This is a genomic window from Sulfitobacter sp. 1A15106, from assembly GCF_043556995.1.
In the GTDB taxonomy this organism is placed as follows: Bacteria; Pseudomonadota; Alphaproteobacteria; order Rhodobacterales; family Rhodobacteraceae; genus Sulfitobacter; species Sulfitobacter faviae.
The window spans coordinates 1-16,660 of record NZ_JBIFFM010000024.1; the positions used below are offsets into that span (position 1 = coordinate 1).

Below are 16,660 nucleotides of genomic sequence, written 5' to 3' on the forward strand. Positions count from 1 at the left end.
CATAAACCACGACGCATAACTGAGGGTGGGTCAAATCTCGGTGAAAATACCGGGTCAGTTCTCAGTGACAATCAACAAGCGGTGCGCAAAATCATCTACACTACCAACGCCATCGAAAGCCTGAACCGCGTCATCCGGAAAACCACCAAAACACGCGGTAGCTTTCCGACAGATGACGCCGCGACAAAGCTAATCTACCTGGCGATCCGCAGCTTCGAGAAGACTGGCAGGGCCGTCAGAGAATGGGTTGCTGCACGGAACCAGTTCGCTATCCTATACCCAGAACGGTTCAACATATGACCCGTTTCAACTGCATGGGCTGAGCCTCATACACAGAGTTTCGGATACTCCCCAATCCTGCCGAGGCATAATAGGGAGAACTTTATGTTCGAAACCCCACAGCCAGCCACTGCGCTGCACCGCTTTGCGGGAGACTATCGTCAAGCGATCCAATATGCCGCCTTGCGGTTGGGTGGACCGGTCTGGCAGCGCCGGGCAGGGTGCCTGCTGGACGATCTGAGCCACCGATCCCCAATCACGCGCCGTGTCCTTAAGGAGGCACACGAGTTGAGCGCGCTTTTCGCGGGGGAAGTTGTTCCCGATGTGGACAGCAGCGAGCCACCGTGCATGGAAGAATGCAATCCCGAGGCGTCTCATCTCGATGAGATCCGCATCCTTGCAGTAAATTTTTCCGAGGCTTTAATGCAGACCGCAACTCAGGCAGGCCGGGGATCGACCGGTAACAAGGATGGTGCATCATGCAAGATCTGACCGCACAGTCGAATTGCGTTTCGTTCGTTATCTACGACGCGCTTAAAGCAGTTCGCGCAGTTACCGCAGCCCATGCGGCAATCGGAAACGATTGTGATCTCGATAGCGACCTGCTCAGGCCGATCCTCGCGATGTCATGCGGCGGGTCTGCAGCAGCTCTTTTTTCTCCGCGGAACGCCGAACTTCTGCGTGGGATCGCTAACAGCCTGGAGGCGAGCATCGCTGCGGAGACACGGACTTCGATCCACTTCGACGAATGTTCCATGTCTGGGGCGTGGGAAGAGACCCATGTGAGTGAACGCGGTCACGCGCTCCTCCTGCTTCAGCAAGCCCTCCTAACGCTGGAAAGGCGCGTCTCGACGGTCATGATGATGCGAGAAGCCGAAAAACTGGCCGTAGAAATCCGCTAATAGCTGGTTCGGCCGGGGGGGGGCGGCCGAACTTCTTCGCCGGGAGTGGTATGGCGCGCTCTCTCACGCATGGTCAATGTGCGATTTCCTGGGCGATGGTAGTTCTATGCCCATACAGCGACTTCCTTCAGCGGACATAGCGCTGTCATCCCAGCATGTTCCGTGCCCCCAAAACTCGCCAATCAAACCAACTTCATGCAGACGATCCGAAGCTCACTTCCTCCTCGCAAGCAACACGTGGTGGAGCGAAAACCCATGCCCAGAAAAAACTATCAAACCCCAACTTTGGTTTCCGAAGAAATGGCCAATGTCCTCGACACGATGAAACCGAGGCTCAAGGCGAGTGTCGTTGCAAGGCTGAGTGGTTTGTCCCAGAGGGCGATCACGCAGCACGCCGCGAACAACCGGATCCCAGGAGCCGCCAAACACGGCGGTCTCTGGACGTTCGATCACGACTTGGCCCTTCAATGGATTAAAGAGGGCAGCACATGTCAATCAAAACTAAACTCCCGAAAAACGTCTTCAAACAGAAAGCCTCGAAATTCTACTGGCTCCGCGTCAAGATCAACGGCCACACCCACCGAGAGTCTCTTCGAACAACATCTCTTCGCGTCGCGGAAAAAAGAGCCAAGAGCCGCGTGAAAGAGTTGCGTGGAATGGAGGAGGCGGGAGAACTCGAATGGACGTTCTCCGCTGGCTGGGTCAAATTCTACGAAGCATTGGGCCAAGTGGGCTCTGGATGGAGCGCTGAAACCCGCAAGCGTTACCAATGCAGCCTTAGACAAATCCTTCGGGTTCTGGATAAAATCTTTACAGATCTCGATCGTGACATCCGCAGCATCTCGGCATCTGAAGTTGATGTCTCAATCGTTTCCGAGTTCGTAGCTCGACGTCGGGATGAGCAAGTATCTGTAGCCACGATCAATCGTGATCTGACAGCTTTCGGTCAGCTGATGAGAGCGATCAAGAATGATGGCTGGGTTGATGCGAACCCAGTCAGTGCATTCGAGAAACAAGGGATGAAAGAAGTGCTCCCTGACATCGAGATTCCCACAGATGAAGCGATTGCGAAGCTGTCGGAGCGCGCGCCCGGCACGTTGGCGCATTTCCCGAGCTTCCTTTGTGCCACTGGCGGACGGGTGACCGAGATGGCGCTGCTGCAATGGCGAGACATCGTTGGCTTAGAAAAGCCGTTCGAGGGGAATGTGCTCGCGACCTTGCGCTTTACGAAGGGTGGAAAAGTTCGAACCATCGAGCTCACACAGGAGGCAATTGACATCCTGTTGAAGGTTCCCCGTTCGAACGCATCGGCATACGTGTTTTGGAACAAAACAGAACATGGGTTCTATCAGGACCCCTCTAACCTTTTCTGGGAGTATGGGCAGGAAACGGATTTTGGCGCGCGCCTTCATGATCTGCGCCACAGGTTTGCGATCGATCGGCTGCGCGAAGGGTGGTCGGTTTACAGGGTTCAGAAATACATTGGTCATGACTCGGTCAAAACGACAGAGCGATACTATCTTCGCTATCTTTCTCAACAGCAGCAGGACCATGTGCGCTCAGACGGAGACAACGGTTTTCGGTAAAGAGAGCATAGAGCTGAGACATCGGGGGGATCTTGCGCCAGCAAGGTCCCTCTTTTCTTGCTGTGGAAAGGAATGCCCAAGACAACAAGCACGGCCCATATGGTTTGGACAGGAGCATAGACCTGACAAATGGGGCATAGTCGGCATCGTCAGAAGCGCAAAAAGGGGTCATAGTATGACACCTTTGCTTGATCTAACGGCGCATAGAGGAATACGCACCACACCCTGATATTTCGAAACAATTCAATCTTATCAGGGGGATAGTGGCGGAGAGACAGGGATTCGAACCCTGGGAACCCGTGAAGGCTCAACGGTTTTCGAGACCGCCCCGTTCGACCACTCCGGCACCTCTCCGCGGGGGTCTGGGGGGTCCGTTTAGTCGCCTTTTCCAGCAGTGGCAAGAGGGGTTTTGCGCATCAATTGAAAGTTTGGGGATTTTCGTTGCGCCGAGGCTGGTAGAGCCTAAGTTTAAAGGCAGAATTCTGCGAAAGGACCGCCCATGTTTCGCCAAAACCGAATGATTGCAGCCCCCTTTGTCATGGCGTTGATGCTGCTCGTCGCGCTTGCCCTGCCGCTGCGGGCGGCGGATCGCGGCGCGTTGGAGCGGTTTTTGGAGGTAACCGGCTTTGACGTGGCGTTGGAGAGCATCCGCCTGTCCGCCGATTCCGCGCCTGAGATGTTAGGGCTGCAAAGCGAGGATTTCGGCTCGGAGTGGTCGCGGCTGGTGCGCGATGTCTTTGACACCGAGTTGATGCATGACATGGCGATGGATATCCTTGCCGAGACGCTCAGCGATGACCTGTTGGATCATGCCGCCGGATTCTATGCCTCCGATCTGGGCCAGCGTTTGGTGGCGGTCGAGAACAAAGCGCATATGGCTGAGGATGATGGGCTGAAGGCCGAAAGCGGTGCCGCCATCATCGCGGGGCTTGAGCGGATCGGCTCCCCCCGGTTGGAGACCCTGCGGCGCTTGAACGTGGCCAGCGATGTCGAGGAAATCTCGATCCGGGCCATTCAAGAGGTGCAGATTCGTTTCCTTCTGGCCGCCGCGGCGGCCGGGGTGATCGAATTGCAGATGGAAGAGCCGGACCTGCGCGAGGCGATGCGGGCGCAGGCGGATGAGCTGGGCGCGCAGATCGCCGCCAACGCGCTGGCCAACGCCGCCTATACCTATCAATCCTTCTCGGACGAAGACCTTGCCGCCTATGCCGAGGCGTTGGAGCATCCCAAGATGCAGCAGGTCTATACGCTGATGAACGCAGTTCAATATGAGATCATGGCCAACCGGTTCGAGGCCGTGGCCGCGCGGCTTGCGGCCATGCAGCCTAGTCAGGACATCTGATGCGGGCTTTGGTTTTCGCGCCGCTTTTGTGGCTTCTGGCGCTGCCCGCTTGGGCCGATGCGCGGATGACCGTGCTGGTCGATCTGTTGGAGCTTCGCCAAGCGGCGGTGATCCTCAGCGACGAAGGGCAGGCCCATGCGGAGGTGCTGAACCAAGACATGCTGGGCGGGCAGGGTGGCCCAGCCTGGCAGATGCAGGTCGAAAGCATCCACGATCCCGAGCGTATGGTCGAAATGGTCCGCCGCGCCTTGGAAGAGACGATGACGGCGGAGGGGGTCGAAAAGGCGATCGCCTTTTATTCCACCGAACTGGGGCGTCGGATTGTGGGGCTGGAGAATGCCGCCCGCGCCGCCATCGCCGAGCCTGAGATCGAGCAGATCGCGCGGGCGAACTATGGGGTGCTGGCGGGGGACGGTGATACCCGGGTGACTTTGATCCGCCGGTTGATCGACGCTTCCGATATGATCGACCGCAATGTCGGCACGGCGCTCAACAGCAATTTCCAATTCCTGCGCGGCATGCGCGATGGCGGCGCGCTGGAGGACAGTGATGAAGACCTCTTGGCCGATGTTGGCGCCGATCTGGACGCGGTGACCGAAGACACCTCCGTCTGGTTGCACGCCTATATGCTGCTGGCCTATCACCCTTTGACCAACGCCGAGATCGCGCAATATGCGGCCTTTGCCGAGACACCGGCGGGCCGGGCGCTCAATCACGGGCTTTTCGACGGATTCGGTCGGGCCTATGAGGATATCTCTTACGGGCTGGGGCGCGCATTGGCGCTGAATATGGTGGCCGAAAGCCTCTGACAGGCCCACGGGGCAGGGCCAAGAAAACCTACTTGACTTGCCCCGCCATTCCGAAGATAAGCCCGCATCCCGGAGGGTAATCCGTTTTCGGGATTGTTTTTTAATGACGCTCCATGGGCGCGCTGTTCGAGGCGGATCGGCCGGAAAGCCATCCACAAACTCCCAAGCGGGGCCACAGAACGCGGATGACAGAAAAGGAAGACGCATGTTTGCGGTCATCAAGACAGGCGGCAAGCAATACAAGGTTCAAGCAGGCGATATGCTGCGCGTTGAACGTATTGCGGCCAATGCTGGCGAAACAGTCCAGTTCAACGAAGTTCTGATGCTGGGCGGCGACAGCCCCGTGCTCGGCGCGCCCACGGTCAAAGACGCAGGCGTTCAGGCCGAAGTCGTCGATCAAATCAAAGGCGAAAAGGTCATCAACTTCGTCAAGCGCCGCCGGAAGCACTCTTCTAAGCGGACCAAGGGTCACCGTCAAAAGCTGACGCTGGTCAAGATCACCGACATCCTCGCCTCGGGCGCAGAGAAGTCGGGCGTATCCGAAGCTGTCGGCACAGGCTCCGTAAGCGCCGCCGCCGTGGCTGCCATCACCGGCAAGACCGATGAGGCTGCGCAGATCAAGAAGGCCAAGAAGGCGAAAGCCACCAAGGCCGCTCCGAAAGCCGAGAAAGCCGACCAGATGTCGGAAGCCGGCGCGGACGACCTGAAGGCGCTGAGCGGCGTTGGCCCCGCACTTGAGAAAAAGCTGCACGAAGCGGGCATCACCTCCTTCGCTCAAATCGCAGCATGGACCGAAGCGGATATCGCTGAAGTTGACGAGAAACTGTCTTTCAAAGGCCGTATCCAGCGTGAAGGCTGGGTCGAACAGGCCAAAGAAAAGACCAAAGGCTAAGGAGAGACCGAGATGGCACATAAAAAAGCAGGCGGTTCATCCCGTAACGGGCGCGACTCAGCTGGTCGTCGCCTTGGCGTGAAAAAATACGGCGGCGAAGCCGTCATCCCCGGCAACATCATCGTGCGTCAGCGCGGCACCAAGTTTTGGCCTGCCGAAGGCGTTGGCATGGGCAAGGATCACACGATCTTTGCAACCGTCGACGGCGCTGTGACCTTCCACAAAGGTCTGAAAAACCGCACGTTCATTTCGGTTCTGCCACGCGCGGAGGCCGCTGAATAAGCCGTACCCCAAAGGGTTTGAAAAAATCAGGGATCGGCGATACCGCCGGTCCCTTTTTCTTTTTCGGAAAGACCCCCGATGTTTTTATTTTCCAGTTCAGGGCCCATTGGCCTGGCGGGCCGTTTCTCCGCTCTTTGCGGACCGCGGCTGAATTTTGATAAAGTCGTTACATTCGGCAGGGAGGAATATGTCGAATGTGTCAACGCCTCGGCGCGCGGGTTACGCGCGATCGGGGCAGGGGCGGCCCGTCTGGCCAAAGGCCCCCAATCCAGTCTGTTCGGAGGAGGAACATGACGATGCAGTTGGAAGCGATTGTGAACCAACCCCTTATTGAGACAGAGCGGTTTGACCTGCGCCCGGTGCGCCGGTCCGACATGGGCATGATTGAGATGTATGCCAGCGACCCGCGGGTCGCCAACGCGACATCCTCGATCCCGCATCCGCTGCCGCCCGGCAGTGTCGAGGCCTATGTCACCCGCGCCATGTCCGATGACCGTGAAGAAGACGTCTGGGTCATGGATGGCACCCGCGCGGACAGTTCCGAAGTGATGGGCGTGATCTCCCTCACCCGGCTGGATCGCAACCAATCCGAAATCGGCTATTGGGTGGCACCGGCGTTCTGGAACACGCATCTTGCCTCTGACGCGGTGCAGGCTTTGGTAAACGCCAACCCCTTGGGCAATGACGCGCTTTTTGCCTCTGTTTTCCATGACAACCCGGCGTCGGCCAAGGTGCTGACCAATGCGGGTTTTGTCTATCTCGGCGACGCGGAAACCTATTGCTTGGCCCGCGATGCTGCCGTACCCACATGGACCTATAGCCGCAAGCTGTAGCTCCGTTTCCCGTGCCTGAAAGGCAAGACCATGAAGTTTCTCGACCTGTGCAAAGTCTACATCCGATCCGGCGCCGGGGGCGGCGGCTGTGTGTCGTTCCGGCGTGAGAAATATATCGAATATGGCGGCCCGGATGGCGGCGATGGCGGCACCGGCGGCTCGGTCTGGGCCGAGGCGGTCGATGGGCTGAACACGCTGATCGACTTTCGCTATCAGCAACACTTCTTTGCCAAGAACGGCCAGCCCGGCATGGGCAAACAGCGCACCGGTAAGGACGGTGAGGATATCATCCTGCGGGTGCCCGTGGGCACGGAGATCCTCGACGAGGATCAGGAGACCGTCATCGCCGATCTGACCGAGCTTGGCCAGCGCGTGCAGCTTGCGCGCGGCGGCAATGGCGGCTGGGGCAACCTGCACTTCAAATCCGCGACCAACCAAGCCCCCCGCCGCTCGAACCCCGGGCAGGAAGGGGTTGAGCGGACGCTTTGGCTGCGGCTCAAGCTGATCGCCGACGTCGGCTTGCTGGGCCTGCCCAACGCGGGCAAGTCGACCTTCCTTGCAAGCACGTCGAACGCGCGGCCTAAGATTGCCGATTACCCGTTCACCACGTTGCACCCAAACCTTGGCGTGGTCGGTGTCGATAACACTGAATTCGTGGTGGCGGATATTCCCGGCCTCATCGAAGGCGCCTCCGAGGGGCGGGGTCTGGGCGATCTTTTCCTTGGCCACGTCGAGCGTTGTGCGGTGTTGTTGCACCTCATCGATGGCACCTCCGAAACCGTGGCGGAGGATTACCACACCATCATCGGAGAGCTGGAAGCCTATGGTGGCGATCTGGCGGAAAAGCCGCGTGTCACTGTGTTGAACAAAGTTGATGCACTGGATGAGGAAGAGCGCGCAAGCCGTTTGACAGAATTGGAAAAAGCTTCCGGCGGCAGCGTGATGATGATGTCCAGTGTGGCTGGCGAAGGCGTGACGGAAGTATTGCGCACCCTGCGCCAGAACATCGACGAAGACCGCCTGCGTTTCCGCAGCACCGAGGAAGAGACACCTTGGCAACCCTAAGCACCGCCCGCCGCGTCGTCATCAAGATCGGCTCCGCCCTTCTGGTGGACCGCGATAGCGGCAATCTGCGCCGAGACTGGCTGACCGGATTGGCGCAAGATGTCTTATGGCTCAAGGGCTTGGGCTGCGATGTTGTGCTGGTATCGTCTGGCTCCATCGCGCTTGGCCGGGGTGTTCTGGGCCTCCCGCCGACCGTCTTGGCGCTGGAACAGGCGCAGGCCGCCGCGGCGGTGGGGCAAATCCGCCTGGCCCGGGCTTATGAAGAGGTGCTGGCCCCCCATGGCATCACCACGGCGCAGGTTCTGGTAACGTTGGAGGACAGCGCCAACCGCCGGCGCTACCTCAACAGCCGCGCGACCTTGGAGCAGCTGCTCTCGCTCGGCGTCGTGCCCATCGTAAATGAGAATGACACGATCGCGACTGATGAAATCCGCTTTGGCGACAATGACCGTCTCGCCGCGCAGATTGCGGTGACGGTGGGCGCGGATCAGTTGATTTTGCTCTCCGATGTGGATGGTTTCTACAGTGCCAACCCCTCACAGGACCCGACCGCGAAACGCTATGATGTGATCGATAGCATCACGCCCGAGATTGAGGCGATGGCCGGTGATGCCGGGTCGGGCCTGTCCAAAGGTGGCATGAAAACCAAGCTGATGGCCGCGCGCACGGCGACAACGGCGGGCTGTGCCATGGCGATCACCGATGGGTTCGTCATGCGCCCGCTCACCGCGCTTGAAAGTGGGGCGAATGCCACTTGGTTCAGCGCGCAGAGTGACCCACAAGCCGCGCGTAAGCGCTGGATTGCCGCGATGAAGCCGCGCGGGGCGGTGACCTTGGACGCCGGAGCCGTGGCGGCTTTGGCGCGGGGCACATCCCTCTTGCCGGCCGGGGTGACCGCTGTTGAGGGGCGTTTTGAACGGGGCGATAGCATTGCCATGTATGACCCCGCCGGTCATGCGGTGGGTCATGGTCTCAGCCGCTATTCGGCGGGGGAGATCGGGCAGATCAAGGGCCACAAGAGCGCAGAGATCGAGGCGCTTTTGGGTTATCCCGGGCGGGCGGCTTTGATCCATCGGGACGATATGGCGCTTTAGGCGAAGATGAAGACAGGGGCATAAGGCTATGAACGACATCCAGAATATCTCTGAACTGATGGCCGATATCGGCGCCCGCGCCCGCGCAGCGGCAGCGCAACTGGCGACCGCCACGGCCGAGAGGAAACACGCCGCCCTGATCAGCGCTGCTGATGCGGTCTGGAAAAACCGGGCCGAGATCATTGCCGCCAATGAGCAGGACCTCGCCTTTGGCCGCGACAAGGGGCTGTCGGATGCCATGATGGACCGGCTGATGTTGAACGAAGAGCGTATTCGCGGCATGGTCGACGGGCTGCGGTCGGTCGCGGAACAGGTCGATCCGGTGGGTGAGGTGATCGCTGAATGGGACCAGCCCTCGGGCCTTAACATTCAGCGCGTGCGTACCCCGCTTGGCGTGATCGGCGTGATCTATGAATCGCGCCCCAATGTGACGGCGGATGCGGGCGCGCTTTGTCTCAAAGCGGGCAATGCGGTGATCCTGCGCGGCGGGTCGGAAAGCTTTCATTCATCGCGCGCCATCCACGCCTGTCTGCAACAGGGGCTGCGGGATGCGGGCATGCCCGAAGACGCGGTGCAATTGGTCCCGACGCGCGACCGGGCGGCGGTGCGTGAGATGCTGACGATGACCGATACCATCGACGTGATCGTACCGCGCGGCGGCAAGGGGCTTGTCGGCTTGGTCCAGCGTGAGGCCCGGGTGCCGGTCTTTGCCCATCTGGAAGGCATCGTGCACATCTATATCGACGCCGAGGCGGATCCCGAAAAAGCGTTGAAGGTCGTGCTGAACGCCAAGACACGACGGACGGGCATTTGCGGCGCGGCGGAATGTCTTTTGATCCATGAGGATGTCGCCAAGACCATTGGCAATGGCGTGATCCGGGCGCTGATCGACGCAGGCGTCGAAGTGCGCGCCGATACGGCCTTGCAGGATGTCTCCGGCACGGTCCCGGCCAGCGATGCGGATTGGGGGCAAGAATACCTCGATATGATCGTCGCGGCGCGGGTCGTCCCCGATCTGGACGCTGCGATGGCGCATATTCGCCAGTATGGATCGGGGCATACCGATTGCATCCTGACCGAGAATGCCGAGACCGCCGCGGCGTTCTTCAGTGGGCTGGATTCCGCGATCCTGATGCATAACGCCTCGACCCAATTCGCGGATGGGGGAGAGTTCGGCATGGGCGCAGAGATCGGCATCGCCACGGGAAAGCTTCATGCCCGCGGCCCTGTTGGTGCGGCGCAACTGACGAGCTTTAAATACCTAGTGCGTGGCGAGGGGACGGTGCGCGGCTGACCTTTAGAACGAGAGGGTCAGTGCCGTTTCGCCGCTGTCAAGCGTGATTTCTCTCCCCTGTGCTTCGGCCAGCATTGGCAAAAGCGCGAATTGAACCTGCGCGGGCTGTAGCCGCCTGTCCGCGCCGGTCTGCGTCAGCAGCGCCCAAAGTTCAGGGTCTATCGCGATCTTGTCAGCCTCGGCCTTTAGGGACCAGCGGCCCGCCTCTTCACCGATGGTGATCCGCCCGCCGTGGTGCAGGGCCGTCTCGATGCAGAGCAGCGCGAGGAAGGCCATCCGCACGCCATTGCGTGATTGCGGGCTTGTAACCTGCCAATCAATCTCAACCCTTGAGGCGGCATAGAGATCACGTAGGATCGAAGTCACCTCGTTCTGGCCCATGGTCTGATCGCCCGCGGCCCCAAAGGCGATGCGGAAAAAGCGGATCCGGGCCGAGGCGCTTTCGACGCTTTGACCGATCAAGGCAAGCTCAGGCCCCGGGGTGGCCCCGGTGCCCGCCATCTGAAGCAATTCAAGCCCGTTGTTGATGGCCCCGATTGGCGATATCAAGTCGTGGCAAATGCGGCTGCCGATCAGGGTGGGCAGGTCAATGTTAAGCTGGCCCATGGTGGCCCCTCGGAATGATTGGAAATGGCATGGATGATCTGAACGCGCTGCTGACGCCGGGCATGTTGGTGATGCATCCGCAGCATCCCGAATGGGGCACGGGACAGGTGCAAAGCAATATCGGCGGCAAAGTGACGGTCAACTTTCGTGACCAAGGTAAAGTGGTCATAGACAGCTTTCGTTTGGAATTAATGCCGGTCTTTGATGAGGGATGACCCTTTCCAAATCCTTAATGGTGGAAGAAAAATTTCTTAAAGCAACCATAGGGAGAGTAGCCGATTTCCGCTTTCCCCGCAACTGTTGCGCCCGCGCTACCGATTGCCTATCAGGCGGAGACTTTCATTTCGGGCATAGGATTGGCCGATGCCGCGGGGCGTAGCAGCAGATTTTCAGGTCAGATTAGCGCAGACGGAGGCCGATGTGCAGGCGGCACAGCGGCTGCGGTACGACGTTTTCGTGCGCGAGTTGGGCGGCGGCGGCCCGATGGTGGATCATGCCGCCGGGTTGGAGCGGGACCGGTTCGATCCCTACTTTGACCATCTGCTTTTGACCGACCGGCGCAGCGGTAAATTGGCGGGCGTCTACCGAGTGATGCGGAGCGATATGGCCGCACGGGCAGGGGGCTTCTATTCGGCGGCGGAATATGATCTGGCGCCGCTTGTCCAGTCGGGGCGTAAGCTGTTGGAATTGGGGCGCTCTTGCCTTGACCCCGCCTATCGCGGTGGCACGGCGATGCACCACCTTTGGGCCGCGCTAGCAGGCTATGTTGCCGAATATGAGATCGAGGTTCTCTTTGGCGTGGCGAGCTTTCATGGCACCGACACCGCGGCTCTGGCCGAGCCGCTTTCGCTTTTGCATCACCGGCATTTGGCGCCGCCCGAACTGCGGGTCCGCGCGCGTGATTACGCGCCCATGGACCTGATCCCCGAGCCCGAGTTGGACCGGCGCAAGGCCATGCTGGCGGTGCCGAGCCTGATCAAAGCCTACCTACGGCTGGGCGGGACCGTGGGCGAGGGGGCCTATATCGACCGGGCCTTCAACACCACGGACGTTTGCCTGATCCTTGATACGAAACAGATGAGCGCGCGGCAGATGCGGTTCTATAACGGGAGTGCTGCATGAGCACGACTTGGGGCAGCGACCAGCCGCCGCCAGAGCGGCGTTTGACGCTTGCAGGGATGCTGCGCGTCATGCTCCGCGGCGCGGTCTTGGCGTTTTTGGTTTTCGGCGGGTTACTGGTCTTGCTGCTGCTGCGCTTGGTCGAGCGGCCAATTTTTGGCCTGCATCGGCCCATCACCCCCCATATCACGCAGATGGTATGCCGCGCGGCGTTCTGGGTGCTGGGCATGCGCTTTATCCGCCGCGGCACCCCGATGGAACGGCGCGGCGCGGTGGTGGCCAACCATACCTCATGGCTCGATATTTTCGCGCTGAACGCGGCCAAACGGATCTATTTCGTCTCCAAATCCGAGGTCGCGGGCTGGCCCGGCATCGGCTGGCTGGCGCGGGCGACGGGCACCGTCTTTATCCGCCGCGACCGGGCCGAGGCGCGCAACCAGACGGAGGTGTTTCGGACCCGTCTTTTGGCCGGGCATAAGCTGCTGTTTTTCCCCGAGGGCACCAGCACCGACGGGCTGCAAGTGCTTCCCTTCAAGACTACGCTATTCGAGGCCTTCTTTGACCCGGCCTTGCGGGACGAGATCGCGGTGCAGCCCGTCAGCGTGATCTACCACGCGCCGCAGGGTGAAGATCCGCGGTTTTATGGCTGGTGGGGGGATATGTCCTTTGGCGCGCATCTGCTGACGACGCTGGCCGCGGCTCGGCAAGGCGCGGTCGAGGTGGTCTATCACCCGCCGTTGCAGGTGGCGGAATACACCGGGCGCAAGGCGCTGGCGCAACGCTGCGAAGCGATCGTGCGCGCGGGCCATGCTCAGGCAGGAGCCGATGGCGGGCCGCGCCTGCAATAAGCCCCTTGCGCTGCGCCGCGCGCTGGCCTATATGCGCCCCACTTGAACCCGCAGTCGGGGTTGGGCCTTTTGGGGAGAAATCCCAGATCGTCCGCCGGTTGGCAGCATGAGGCTGTCATACCCCCGATGAGGCTAAACCGGAAAGGTATAAAGACATGGCTCTTCCTGAGTTCTCCATGCGCCAACTGCTTGAAGCAGGCGTACACTTTGGTCACCAGACACAGCGCTGGAACCCCCGCATGGGCCCGTATATCTACGGCGCGCGCAACGGCATCCACATCATGGACCTCACACAGACCGTCCCCATGCTGGACGAAGCGCTGAAAGTGATCCGTGACACCGTCGCCAAAGGCGGCAGCGTTCTCTTCGTCGGCACCAAGCGTCAGGCCGCCCAGCCGATCGCTGACGCCGCAGAGAAATGCGCACAGTATTACATGAACCACCGTTGGCTCGGCGGTACGCTGACCAACTGGCAGACCGTTTCGCAGTCGATCAACCGCCTGAAAAATATCGACGAACAGTCCGAGCGCGGCTTCGAAGGCCTGACCAAGAAAGAGCGTCTTGGCATGGAACGCGATCAAGCGAAGCTTGAAGCGTCGCTGGGTGGTATCCGCGAAATGGGCGGCCGTCCTGACCTGCTCTTCGTCATCGACGTGAAGAAAGAGTCGCTGGCCATTGCAGAAGCCAACAAGCTGGGCATCCCGGTTGTGGCCGTGGTTGACACCAACTGCTCGCCCGACGGTGTTGACTACATCATCCCCGGCAACGACGACGCGGCCCGCGCCATCGCGCTCTACTGCGATCTGGCATCGCGCGCTGCTCTCGACGGCATGTCGGCTCAGCTGGGTGCAGCAGGCGTTGATCTGGGCGCCATGGAAGAGGCCCCCGAAGAAGAAGCCGTGAGCGAAGAAAGCACCGGCGTCGAAATCGGCAACGCGTCCGAAGAGACTCTGCATGACGATGCCATGGGCAAAGACGCGCCGCTGGACATCGAATCCAAGAAAGAGACCGTCGCCAAAGCCGAAGGCTAAGCGTCACGGACCTGAAACACGGGGCAGGGTAACCTGCCCCGATTTCCACCAGAGGCGGGCCTTGGGCCTGCACCCGATTTCCAAAGGAGAACCAAGAGATGGCAATCACAGCATCCATGGTCAAGGAACTGCGCGACAGCACCGGCGCAGGCATGATGGACGCCAAGAAGGCACTGACAGAAAACGACGGCGACATGGAAGCCGCTGTCGACTGGCTGCGCACCAAAGGTCTGGCCAAAGCGGCGAAGAAATCCGGCCGTACCGCTGCCGAAGGTCTCGTGGCTGTTAAGGTCGAAGGCGGTCACGGTGTCGCGGTTGAGGTGAACTCCGAAACCGACTTCGTCGGCAAGAACGCTGAATTCCAATCCATGGTCAGCAACATCGCCGATGCCGCGCTGAAAGTGGACGATGTCGAAGCGCTGAAAGCGGCTGAGATCGACGGTAAATCCGTTGAAACCACCCTGACAGACGCCATCGCCAAAATCGGCGAGAACATGTCCCTGCGCCGCATGCAGAGCATCGAAGGCGAGACCGTGGTCTCCTACGTGCACAACGCAGCCGCGCCCGGCATGGGCAAGATCGGCGTTCTGGTCGCCATGACCGGTGGCAACGAAGAGCTGGGCAAACAGATCGCGATGCACATCGCCGCTGTGAACCCCGCGTCGCTGTCCGAAGCTGATCTGGACCCGGCCGTGGTCGAGAAAGAAAAGCAGGTTCAGATGGACATCGCCCGCGAAAGCGGCAAGCCCGAAGCCGTGATCGAGAAAATGATCACCGGCCGCATGCAGAAGTACATGTCCGAAGTGACACTGGTGAACCAGTCCTTCGTCGTGAACCCTGACCTGACCGTCGGCAAGGCCGCTGAAGAAGCGGGCGCGACCATCACCGGTTTCGTGCGTCTGGAAGTTGGCGAAGGCATCGAAGTCGTCAAAGAAGACTTCGCAGCAGAAGTGGCGAAAGCCGCGAAAGGCTAAGCCTTCTCGACATGATGAATATGGGGCGGTGCATTCCGATGCGCCGCCCTTTTTCGTGGCCAATCACCGATAGGGACGCCGATAAAAACGACGGCTCGAAGTATCAGGGCAGGTTCTGGATGGGGCAGGGGAAGGATCCGGTCAGCCAGGCGAAAAATAAACCTGACTGAGACCGGCGAGCCAAAAAGCGCCTTGGTATTACAAGGATTTAAGGCCCGTCGTACCGCAGGTGCGAACACCCGCGATACTGGCGGACCATGGCCATCTACTACCTGAGGTGCCAGTAAGGTATTCCATACCCTAATATATTACGGATCCATCACAAACATCTGGTTCGCGAAGGCCGCTTTCAGCACCGCCTGGGCCGTCGTTTCGACCGACAAAGCCTCCCGCGCGAGGCGCAGGTGTTTTTCGACCGTAGGCGCCGTCAGGCCCATCAGCAGGGCGATATCCTGCGTGGTCTTGCCATCTCCGACCCATTGCAGCACCTCCAGTTGACGCCGCGTGAGGCTGCGGTTGGGGCTGCTATAGGGCAGGGAGAGGATCTTCAGATGCGCGATTTCATTCATCAGCTGAATGTCAGCGCCGTGCTTCTTCCAAATCGCATCCACCTCATCCTGAGACAGGCCACGGCGCGCCGTTAGCGCAATCGCCCCCTTGGACCGGGCCGAGATCGAGCGGAAACTGATCGTATAGCCCGCCGTCACATCCATGCTGGCGTTGAAGTCGATCACCCGTTTTTCGGTCTCCGACAGGCCCTCGCGCTGCGTGATCTCCGCCAAGGTGCCCCAGCTACAAGCGCCTTCGTTGTTGAGTGCCCAACGCAGCATCGGCGCATTGAAGTAGAGCCCGCTGTGCAGGTAGCCGTTGAGGTATTCCGCGCTTTGATTGCTCAAAATCACGAAATCCGCCGGGTCGCCCAAAGAGGTCGGTGTGCGGTAGCGCGTAAACCCGTAGATCAGCCGGTCGAATCCATAGTCAGCCATCTGTCGCGTATGGGCATCCCAGAGCTCTTCGATTGTCGGGCTATGCGCGATCTGATGCAAATAGTCGCGCAAGATCATCAGCTTCCGATATGACGTTGAAGGGCTTGGATTGCCAGAACATAGCCATGAACGCCAAAGCCGCAGATTTGTCCAAGGGCCACAGGTGCGATATAGGACGTGTGGCGGAAACTCTCACGCGCGTGGATATTGCTCAGATGCACTTCGACCACCGGCAGTTCGACAGAGGCGATGGCGTCCATCAGCGCGATGGAGGTATGGGTATAGGCGCCGGCATTCAGAATGATACCAGCATGTTGGCCGCGGGCCGCATGGATCAGATCGATCAGGCTGCCTTCGTGGTTCGACTGCGCAAACTCCATCTCCAGACCGAGCCGCGCGGTTTCCTCGGCACAGAGCGCCTCGACATCCGCCAAGGTGGTCTTGCCGTAGACCTCAGGCTGCCGCGTGCCCAAAAGGTTCAGGTTCGGGCCGTTCAAAATAAGTACAGACGCCATAATCACTCACATTAAATCATCTAGATAGTGTTAACGGAGCAAAACTGGCGCTGTCCAGCGTCAGGTGGCATTGCGGTGCTACTGTGGCGAGAAAATCGCAACAACAGGGCTGGCGTTGTGATATGCTGTAAACACCATTCAGAAATGTCACTGGGTTTGCAAAGCAGGAATGTCACTACTGGGCGCGACGGTAGCAAGGCTTT

20 protein-coding genes and 1 tRNA gene are annotated in these 16,660 nt (G+C 59.8%); 17 read left to right on the forward strand and 4 right to left on the reverse strand.

Going from position 1 to position 16,660, the window contains the following annotated elements:
- From ACGYKA_RS19620 to ACGYKA_RS19635, 4 genes are all read left to right on the forward strand, one after another.
- The coding region (locus ACGYKA_RS19620; RefSeq protein WP_394439829.1) for a transposase at positions 1-300 on the forward strand (300 nt) is incomplete at its 5' end.
- An 84-nt stretch (positions 301-384) separates the two neighbouring features.
- Positions 385-771: a hypothetical protein gene (locus ACGYKA_RS19625; protein ID WP_394415413.1), complete on the forward strand. Its 387-nt coding sequence runs from the start codon at positions 385-387 to the stop codon at positions 769-771.
- Positions 759-1,181, forward strand: coding sequence for a hypothetical protein (locus tag ACGYKA_RS19630; RefSeq protein WP_394415415.1), 423 nt, complete (start codon positions 759-761; stop codon positions 1,179-1,181). The genes ACGYKA_RS19625 and ACGYKA_RS19630 overlap by 13 nt, the downstream gene beginning before the upstream one ends.
- 488 nt (positions 1,182-1,669) lie before the next feature.
- A complete protein-coding gene (locus ACGYKA_RS19635; RefSeq protein WP_276153285.1) occupies positions 1,670-2,767 on the forward strand; it encodes a site-specific integrase in 1,098 nt (365 codons plus the stop codon).
- A 264-nt stretch (positions 2,768-3,031) separates the two neighbouring features.
- On the opposite strand, the gene ACGYKA_RS19640 is transcribed toward ACGYKA_RS19635, so the two are convergent.
- Positions 3,032-3,121: transfer RNA gene (locus ACGYKA_RS19640), tRNA-Ser, on the reverse strand.
- A 145-nt stretch (positions 3,122-3,266) separates the two neighbouring features.
- Here ACGYKA_RS19640 and ACGYKA_RS19645 point away from each other — a divergent pair.
- The 8 genes from ACGYKA_RS19645 (at position 3,267) to ACGYKA_RS19680 (ending at position 10,378) form a co-directional block, all read left to right on the forward strand.
- Positions 3,267-4,109, forward strand: coding sequence for a DUF2059 domain-containing protein (locus ACGYKA_RS19645; protein ID WP_394415417.1), 843 nt, complete (start codon positions 3,267-3,269; stop codon positions 4,107-4,109).
- Positions 4,109-4,918: a DUF2059 domain-containing protein gene (locus ACGYKA_RS19650; protein ID WP_394415419.1), complete on the forward strand. Its 810-nt coding sequence runs from the start codon at positions 4,109-4,111 to the stop codon at positions 4,916-4,918. Before ACGYKA_RS19645 ends, ACGYKA_RS19650 begins: the two co-directional genes overlap by 1 nt.
- 205 nt (positions 4,919-5,123) lie before the next feature.
- Positions 5,124-5,810 carry a 50S ribosomal protein L21 gene (locus tag ACGYKA_RS19655; RefSeq protein WP_067262097.1) on the forward strand — a complete coding sequence of 229 codons (687 nt, stop codon included), beginning with the start codon at positions 5,124-5,126 and terminating at the stop codon, positions 5,808-5,810.
- A gap of 12 nt (positions 5,811-5,822) precedes the next feature.
- Positions 5,823-6,092, forward strand: a complete 270-nt coding sequence (gene rpmA / locus ACGYKA_RS19660; protein WP_067262095.1) for a 50S ribosomal protein L27 — start codon at positions 5,823-5,825, stop codon at positions 6,090-6,092.
- Between the two features lie 296 nt (positions 6,093-6,388).
- Positions 6,389-6,925 carry a GNAT family N-acetyltransferase gene (locus ACGYKA_RS19665; RefSeq protein WP_067262104.1) on the forward strand — a complete coding sequence of 179 codons (537 nt, stop codon included), beginning with the start codon at positions 6,389-6,391 and terminating at the stop codon, positions 6,923-6,925.
- A gap of 30 nt (positions 6,926-6,955) precedes the next feature.
- Positions 6,956-7,990 (forward strand): GTPase ObgE, encoded by a 1,035-nt coding sequence (gene obgE / locus ACGYKA_RS19670; protein WP_271687287.1) that lies wholly within the window; start codon positions 6,956-6,958, stop codon positions 7,988-7,990.
- Positions 7,978-9,084 (forward strand): glutamate 5-kinase, encoded by a 1,107-nt coding sequence (gene proB / locus ACGYKA_RS19675; protein ID WP_394415421.1) that lies wholly within the window; start codon positions 7,978-7,980, stop codon positions 9,082-9,084. Before obgE ends, proB begins: the two co-directional genes overlap by 13 nt.
- 28 nt (positions 9,085-9,112) lie before the next feature.
- Positions 9,113-10,378 (forward strand): glutamate-5-semialdehyde dehydrogenase, encoded by a 1,266-nt coding sequence (locus ACGYKA_RS19680; RefSeq protein WP_394415423.1) that lies wholly within the window; start codon positions 9,113-9,115, stop codon positions 10,376-10,378.
- Positions 10,379-10,381: 3 nt separating this feature from the next.
- Here ACGYKA_RS19680 and ACGYKA_RS19685 read toward each other — a convergent pair whose 3' ends face one another.
- Positions 10,382-10,984 (reverse strand): histidine phosphotransferase family protein, encoded by a 603-nt coding sequence (locus tag ACGYKA_RS19685; protein ID WP_394415425.1) that lies wholly within the window; start codon positions 10,982-10,984, stop codon positions 10,382-10,384.
- A 29-nt stretch (positions 10,985-11,013) separates the two neighbouring features.
- On the opposite strand from ACGYKA_RS19685, the gene ACGYKA_RS19690 reads away from it, so the two are divergent.
- From ACGYKA_RS19690 to tsf, 5 genes are all read left to right on the forward strand, one after another.
- Positions 11,014-11,199, forward strand: coding sequence for a DUF3553 domain-containing protein (locus ACGYKA_RS19690; protein WP_067262087.1), 186 nt, complete (start codon positions 11,014-11,016; stop codon positions 11,197-11,199).
- A gap of 148 nt (positions 11,200-11,347) precedes the next feature.
- Entirely contained in the window at positions 11,348-12,106 is a 759-nt protein-coding gene (locus ACGYKA_RS19695; protein WP_271687283.1) for a GNAT family N-acetyltransferase, read from the forward strand.
- Entirely contained in the window at positions 12,103-12,951 is an 849-nt protein-coding gene (locus ACGYKA_RS19700; RefSeq protein ID WP_271687282.1) for a 1-acyl-sn-glycerol-3-phosphate acyltransferase, read from the forward strand. Before ACGYKA_RS19695 ends, ACGYKA_RS19700 begins: the two co-directional genes overlap by 4 nt.
- Before the next feature lie 155 nt (positions 12,952-13,106).
- Positions 13,107-13,982, forward strand: a complete 876-nt coding sequence (rpsB, locus tag ACGYKA_RS19705) for a 30S ribosomal protein S2 (RefSeq protein ID WP_067262080.1) — start codon at positions 13,107-13,109, stop codon at positions 13,980-13,982.
- Between the two features lie 98 nt (positions 13,983-14,080).
- Positions 14,081-14,956: a translation elongation factor Ts gene (gene tsf, locus ACGYKA_RS19710; RefSeq protein WP_067262078.1), complete on the forward strand. Its 876-nt coding sequence runs from the start codon at positions 14,081-14,083 to the stop codon at positions 14,954-14,956.
- A gap of 308 nt (positions 14,957-15,264) precedes the next feature.
- Here the strand turns inward: tsf and ACGYKA_RS19715 are convergent, their stop codons facing one another.
- Positions 15,265-16,020, reverse strand: a complete 756-nt coding sequence (locus tag ACGYKA_RS19715; RefSeq protein ID WP_394415427.1) for a LuxR family transcriptional regulator — start codon at positions 16,018-16,020, stop codon at positions 15,265-15,267.
- A complete protein-coding gene (gene aroQ / locus ACGYKA_RS19720; protein WP_271687280.1) occupies positions 16,020-16,457 on the reverse strand; it encodes a type II 3-dehydroquinate dehydratase in 438 nt (145 codons plus the stop codon). The genes ACGYKA_RS19715 and aroQ overlap by 1 nt, the downstream gene beginning before the upstream one ends.
- Positions 16,458-16,660: the final 203 nt, after the last annotated feature.